General features: G+C 71.5%; 3 protein-coding genes. All 3 read right to left on the bottom strand.

Annotated features, from left to right (window positions below; genetic code table 11):
- Window positions 1–79: 79 nt before the first annotated feature.
- From MMF94_RS33150 to ssb, 3 genes are read right to left on the bottom strand one after another with little or no spacing between them, the layout of a single operon-like run.
- Window positions 80–4,543, bottom strand: coding sequence for a hypothetical protein (locus tag MMF94_RS33150; protein ID WP_241041386.1), 4,464 nt, complete (start codon window positions 4,541–4,543; stop codon window positions 80–82).
- A 58-nt stretch (window positions 4,544–4,601) separates the two neighbouring features.
- Window positions 4,602–6,278, bottom strand: coding sequence for an energy-dependent translational throttle protein EttA (ettA, locus tag MMF94_RS33155; protein WP_241041387.1), 1,677 nt, complete (start codon window positions 6,276–6,278; stop codon window positions 4,602–4,604).
- 25 nt (window positions 6,279–6,303) lie between these two features.
- On the bottom strand, window positions 6,304–6,885 hold the full coding sequence (ssb, locus tag MMF94_RS33160) for a single-stranded DNA-binding protein (RefSeq protein ID WP_241041388.1): 582 nt from the start codon (window positions 6,883–6,885) through the stop codon (window positions 6,304–6,306).
- Window positions 6,886–7,146: the final 261 nt, after the last annotated feature.

Consider the following 7,146-nt stretch of genomic DNA (forward strand, 5'->3'; position numbering starts at 1 on the left):
CCTAGCCCCGTCGGCCTAATGGCCGGTTGCCCCTACGACAGCTCCCGCCTGTTGGGAACGCGCCTGGTCAGCCACATGCTCAGATGCCCCGGTAGGCAGCGAGGGCGCCCGCGAGGAGGTCCGCGATCCCGAGACCCTCCGTCGACCGGGTCTCCTCCTGCGCCGGTCGGGACGGGTTCTCCGTGCCGTTGCGGCGGTGCCGGTTGCCCTCGGCGCCCGCCTCCCCGGCCGCGCGGAACGGCGTGCGGCCATCGGCCTCGTGCCGGCCACCCGCCCCCGGCTCGCTACCCGAGTCCCGTTCCCCGGCGTCATCCGAGGACGTGTCCGCTGACCGCGAGCCTTCTCCCGGGCCGCGCGCGCGTGACGACGCAGCGGGATCGGCATCTCGCGCAGAACCATTCCGGGCCACGGCCCCGGAACGCCGACCGGCACCGTTCTTCGCGCCGACGCCGGACGCACTCTTCCCCCGGGAACGCCCGGCCGAAGACTCACTCGCATCCGGACCGCTCTCCGTCGACGAGCCGAACTCCCGCCCCGCACGCTGCGGCCGAGCGCCCGAGGGCTCATTCACACCCGCCGCGGAGGCTCGGACATCAGTGCCCCCCGGCGAGAAGGACTCATCTGACGCCGCGTCCATCGGCGAGCCATCTCGCGCGGACGTCCGGATCGAGGCCCCGCGGAGAGCACCGCCCTGCTTCGACCCGGACCGTGCTGTGCCCTCCGCCGTCGCGTCGCCGGAGTCCTCGTGGTCGGCATCGCGAGCAGCGTGTGTGGAACGAACCACCCGGCCACCGGGCTCCGGCCCGTCACCGACGTCATCACGCCCGGTGTGGCGAGTGTTTCCCGGCGCATCGCTGGGCTTCTCCCGCCCGGCGTTGCGCGTCGAGCGGGTCGCAGACGCACCCTTCCCCGGCCCGTCGCCGGAGTCCTCCCGCCGAGAGTCCTGCAGCGAATGGGCAGCCGGTGCACCGTTTCTCGGTAAGTCGCTGGGTTCGCCCCGGTCGCCGTCCCGGGTGCGGCCGGGGCTGCTCTCGCGGGAGCGCCGCCGTGACGAGCCGTTCACCGTGCCGGTGTCGCGCGCCGCGGAGCGGGCCGCTGCGCCGAGATCACCCCAGGTCCCGTGGGCACTGCGGCCGTTTCCCGCCCGGTCGGCGTGCTTCCGCTCGGGCATCGCCGACCTGCTGGGGACGCTGTCCAGGCGCTGCATGATCTGCGCACCGACGGGGCCGTCCGCGCCGTGCACCGCGGCCCGCAGGTGCGCCCCCGGCATGTCCTCGCCGGTGGTGACGCCGGACAGCAGTCCGGGCAGCGTCCGATGCATCCAGGCCACGGCATCGCCGTGCTCCCATCCCGAGAGCACCACGGATAGCGCGTCCGCCTCGTCGAACCGGACCCGGGCGCCGGGCGGCAATCTGTCGATCAGCCGGTCGGCCAGGGACCGGACGACGGCAGCGGCGCGCTTGCCGGCGAAGCGGCGACCGTCCCTGACGACGTCGATCGCGACGACGCTCCCCTCGACGTCCGGAGCGCCAGGCGCCCGCGCCGCGTCGGCGGGATTCGGCCGTTTCCGGATGCGTTCCAGATCGGCAAGCGCAGCGCTCAGCCAGGACTCGGGGTTCGCGACGGCGGAAACGGCGGGCTCGCGCTCCGGTGCGGGCGGGGTGGCGGCCGATCCCGCGTCCGAGCCGCTGTTCCGGCGACCTTTCCGAACGCCCCCGCCCTGCTCGTCGGCGCTCGGCACGATCGACCACTGCCCGGTCGCCCAGGGATCGTCCAGCCGGTGCTTGCGCCGCCCGTTGCGCGGGGCGTCGGCACGTCCAGGCCCGGGCTCGTCACGTCGGCCACGCCCACCAGAGGCGTCCGCGCCCTGGTCATCGCGCGAACGACCGAGGCCGCGCGACGCCCGATCGGCGCCACGGCCGCCGCCGTCCCTCCGGCGCGACCACGAGCCCGACGTACCGTTCGTGGGCCGCTCCCGCTCGTCGGAGGAATGAGTCCCGTCGGAACGGCTGTCGGCGCCGCCCCGATCGCCGCGCAGAAGATCGTCATCCGACCTCCCGCCGCGGCGGCCGCTCGTGCCGAACACGTCCCCATGCAGGTCGCCTGCCAGCCAGTCCGCACCGGTCAGCGGCGCGTCATGGTGCCGGTCGCCGCCCGAGTGGCCACCGGCCCCGAGTTCGTCCCGACGAGGACCGGCCGCGAGCCAGTCCACACCGGTCAGCGAGTCGTCGTGCGGCCGATCGCGGCTGTCCCTGCCGATGCGACGGACGTTGGCCAAGCCGTTCCGGAGCGAGCGCCCGTTCGACGCACCGGTCGGCGGCTGCTCGTCCTGGCGGTCGCGGCCCGGCCGTGCGCTTCCCCGGCCATTGCGCCGCACGCCACTGCTCGACCGGCCGGTCAGCCAGTCCTCCGCGGTCAGCGAGTTGTGCTCCAGCCGGCCGCGGTCACGTCGACCGGCATCGCCGCGCGCGCCTCCATTCAGGCCCCCCGCCGGACGGTCGGCGCTGAACGGCCGCTCGTCCTCGGCGTCTGATGGACCACTGCCTGCGGTGCCGGCGCCGAACTCCTTGCGCGAGGCGCCCGCCAACCACTCCGCGCTGGTCAGCATCCCGTCGTCCGGCTCGTCGGACCGAACTCGGCCCGATCGACCGTTCACACGATCCGCACCCGTCCGACGGTCGAACCTCGACCAGTTGCGCCCGGCGCCGTTCGAGCCACCGCTCACCCGGTCCAACCCCGTCAGCGGGTCCTCAGCGCGCAGGCCGTTCTCAGTGCGCGGGCTGCCGTTGCGCCGGGGCCCCGCGCGATCGATCACGTGGTCGGCACCGGTTGCCTGGTCGTCCTGCGGGTCGACACTCGACCTGCCCCGCGCGCGGCCGCCGGGTTCGAACAGGTCATCGCCCGCGCCAGTGGGCTTGTCGTCCTGCCGCGGATCGCGCTCCGACCGGCCCAGGCCCGCACGACGGCCGAAGGCGAAAAGATCCCTACCCGGCCCGCTCGACGAATCCGCGCTGGTCCGGCGGGTGTCACTGTCCTGTTCCGCCTGCGCCCGGTCCCGGCTCCCGCGTCGGCTGCCTGCGATCAGATCCGCGCCAGAGCCGTTCGACGGCGAATCCGCGCGTGCCGGCTCGTGGTCTTCCGGCCAGCCGTCGTGACGGCTGTCGCGCCGGCCGTTGGAGGTGGGCGGTGTGCTCTCGCCCGCCCAGTCACCCTCCAGCCAACTGTCGCCAGGCCTGCTGCTGTCGGACCAGACCGCTCCCAACGGGTCGCTCTCAGCCACGTCCTCCTCACCGTGCCCGGTTCCGTTCGGACCGGACCGGAGACTCCGGAACAGCAGGTCGCCGATGGGGCACTCGGCGGAAGCGTCATTCCATCCGGCCGTCCACTCGCCGGGCAGGTCGTCGTTCAGCGGGTCCGTCGGGTGGACGGCCCCGTCGTGGCCGGCGCTCCGGCCGCCCTCTTCCGCCTTCGCGGGTTCGTCGGCCGACAGCGTCGCTGCCGGAAGAGCGGCGAGCGTGGCACGGAGCCTTCCGGTGCGGTCGCTGTCGCGGACTTCGGCGGCGTCACCGAGCCGCATCGCCTCCTGCGCCGCGACCGACCGCCCTGCTTTCGCCTGCACGACAGCGAGGGCAGAACGGCATACCGCCTCGAGGTCCGGCACATCACTGTCGGCGGCATCGCGTGCAGCCTGCTCCAGTGCCTCGACGGTGTTCAGCTCGACGCCGCCGGTCGTGACCGTTCTGGCAACCGTCAGCCGGAGGCGAGCGAGGTGCCTACTGGGCCGCGCGGGCTCGGAGAGCCTCGGCATCAGCGGCACGCAACCCTCGCGGGCCTCGTCGACGCGACCGGCGTCGAGCAGTGCCGAGATCCACTCCGCTGCCAAGGCCGCGGCGAGGTGCGCCGACGGTGTGCCCGGCGTGTCCGATCCGCGGCTGCGCTCCAAGCGGGCGAGCCCCTCAGCCGCGTGCTCGACCGCGGTGTCGGGCCGGTCGGCCGCGCGCTGGGCTGCGGCCCTGATCAGGGCCACGGATGCAGCACCGATCTCCCCGTACGGAGCCTCCACCTGTGACCATGCCTGCTCGGCTCGGCGCAGCGCGTCGGCGACGAGGTCGGGAGCGTCGTCCACCGCGCACCGGGCGAGGACGCAGAACGCATCGGCCTGTGCCTCCGGTGTGGTGGCGTCCGCGGTGACCGGCGCGACGAGGCTCCGCGCGAGGTCCCGTTCGCCCACCCGGCCTGCCGCAAGCGCCAACTCCACGCGCAGTCGATGAGCCGACAGGCCCGCCAGGGGCGCCGCGCCCCACCGGGGAAGTTCCTCCACGATGTCGGACGCCATCGTGCGCCCGTCGCCGGTGGCCAGGCGCGCGTTCAACGCCCAGCCTGCAGCGGTGAGCCACAGGTCCCGCTCGCCGACCAGGGAAGCCCATTCGAGCACGTGGTCGGCGAGCGCCGCGGTGAGGTCCGGCCGGACCCATCGGAGTGAGGAGGCAACCGCGAGGAGGTCGGGCTTTCCAGCTTTGGCAACTCCGCCAGGCAACCCCACGTGACCTCCTGATGCCACCCGGCTGATCCTGATCCACCAGCCGGGTGAGCCTAAGCGTTCAGTCGCGCGTGAGCTTACGGTGGGTCACTCTGTGGGGACGCGCGGCATCGGCTCCGAGACGATCGACCTTGTTCTTCTCATACGCCTCGAAGTTGCCCTCGAACCAGAACCACGACGCCGGGTTCTCGTCGGTGCCCTCCCACGCGAGGATGTGGGTGACCACACGGTCGAGGAACCACCGGTCGTGCGAGATGACCACTGCACACCCGGGGAACTGCTCGAGCGCGTTCTCCAGCGACGACAGCGTCTCGACGTCGAGGTCGTTGGTGGGCTCGTCGAGCAGGATCAGGTTGCCGCCCTGCTTGAGCGTGAGCGCCAGGTTCAACCGGTTGCGCTCACCGCCGGACAGGACACCTGCGGGCTTCTGCTGATCCGGCCCCTTGAAGCCGAACGCCGCAACGTACGCCCGTGAGGGCATCTCGACCTGGCCGACCTTGATGTGGTCGAGCCCATCGGACACGACCTCCCACACGTTCTTCTTCGGGTCGATGCCCGCACGGTTCTGGTCGACGTACGACAGGCGCACCGTCTCGCCGACCCGCACGTCGCCCGAGTCGGGCTTCTCCAGGCCGACGATCGTCTTGAAGAGCGTGGTCTTGCCGACCCCGTTGGGGCCGATGACGCCGACGATGCCGTTGCGAGGCAGGGAGAACGACAGGTCCTTGATGAGCACGCGACCGTCGAAGCCCTTGTCCAGGTGGTCGACCTCGACGACGACATTGCCCAGCCGCGGGCCTGGCGGGATCTGGATCTCCTCGAAGTCGAGCTTGCGGTACTTGTCGGCCTCCGCCGCCATCTCCTCGTAGCGCTGGAGCCGGGCCCGGCTCTTGGCCTGCCGAGCCTTGGCACCGGAGCGCACCCAGGCGAGCTCCTCCACCAACCGCTTCTGCAGCTTGGCGTCCTTGCGGCCTTGAACAGCGACGCGCTCGGCCTTCTTCTCGAGGTACGTCGAGTAGTTGCCCTCGTACGGGTACGTGCGCCCGCGGTCGAGCTCGAGGATCCACTCAGCGACGTTGTCGAGGAAGTACCGGTCGTGCGTGACCGCCAGGATCGCGCCGGCGTAGCTGGCCAGGTGCTGCTCGAGCCACAACACGCTCTCGGCGTCGAGGTGGTTGGTGGGCTCGTCGAGCAACAGGAGATCGGGCTTGCTCAGCAGCAGCTTGCACAGCGCCACGCGGCGGCGCTCGCCACCGGAGAGCTGAGTGACCGGAGCGTCCGGTGGCGGGCACCGGAGCGCGTCCATCGCCTGCTCGAGCTGGGAGTCGAGCTCCCAGGCATCGTTGTGATCGAGAATCTCCTGGAGCTGGCCCATCTCCTCCATCAGCGCATCGGAGTAGTCGGTGGCCATCAGCTCGGCGATCTCGTTGTACCGGTCGAGCTGTTGCTTGATCTCGCCCAGCCCTTCCTCGACGTTGCCGAGGACCGTCTTCTCCTCATTGAGCGGCGGCTCCTGTTGAAGGATGCCGACAGTGGCACCGGGCGCCAACATGGCGTCGCCGTTGTTGGGTTGTTCCAGGCCGGCCATGATCTTCAAAACGGTCGACTTCCCCGCGCCGTTCGGCCCCACCACGCCGATTTTCGCGCCCGGCAGGAAGTTCAACGTCACGTTGTCGAGGATGACCTTGTCGCCGTGGGCCTTCCGGACCTTCTGCATGCTGTAGATGAACTCCGCCACGTCAACGATGGTAGTTCCGTCCACCTCAGGCCCCCACGCCCGCCTCCAGCGGCGCAGGCCGCGCGGCAGGAAAACCGCTGCCTGTCGTTGCAGGTCCACGGGCATGCGGCGCACCCGGCTGTGGCTCCCACCCTGCCTCGGCGCCGGCCGAATCCGGTGGGCGGGCACCGGCGCCTCCCGCCGTGGCGCCGGATTGCGGACCGTTAGCCGGCTCGCCTGCGGCAGCCACGGCACCGGCGCCGCCGGCCCGCGAAGGACGGGTGACCACGGCCGTGGAACGGGCGAGGTCGGGGCCTACCGTGTGGCCTTCCATCTCGACGGCACTCTGGCGCTTGCCGTCCTTCTCCCAGCTGCGGGTGAACAACTTGCCGTGGATGATGACCGGGTCGCCCACCCCGAGCGAGCGGTGCACGTTCTCGGCGAGCGCCCGCCAGCAGGTGACGTGCAGATAGAGGCTCTCGCCGTCGCGCCACGATCCCGTGTCGCGATCCCGCCTCCGCTCGGTGGTGGCCACCCGAAAGCTCGCAAGAACCGTGCCGTCCTGAAGGTTGCGCAGATCCACTCGCGTGGCGATGTTGCCGACAACGGTGGTGTAGGTCTCGTGCATCTCTCTCCTTGCTCGCTGGTGATCCCGCGAGATCGAGAGTGCGCTCCTGGAGCCGGCCGAACCAGATGGCCGGCAGTTCTGTGGACAACCACGGCCCGAGGTGGACAACTCCGTGCCCGCGCCGCCGGCCGGGCGCAGAGAGTCGGCCCAGACAGCGAAGCTGGCCCAAAAAAGGCATAAAAATGTGGGCCCCCGCCTTCCGGCGGGGGCCCACAACAAACGTTGAATGTCGGCGGCGACCTACTCTCCCACACCCTAACG

The organism is Pseudonocardia alaniniphila (assembly GCF_022524485.1).
Lineage (GTDB): Bacteria > Actinomycetota > Actinomycetes > Mycobacteriales > Pseudonocardiaceae > Pseudonocardia > Pseudonocardia alaniniphila.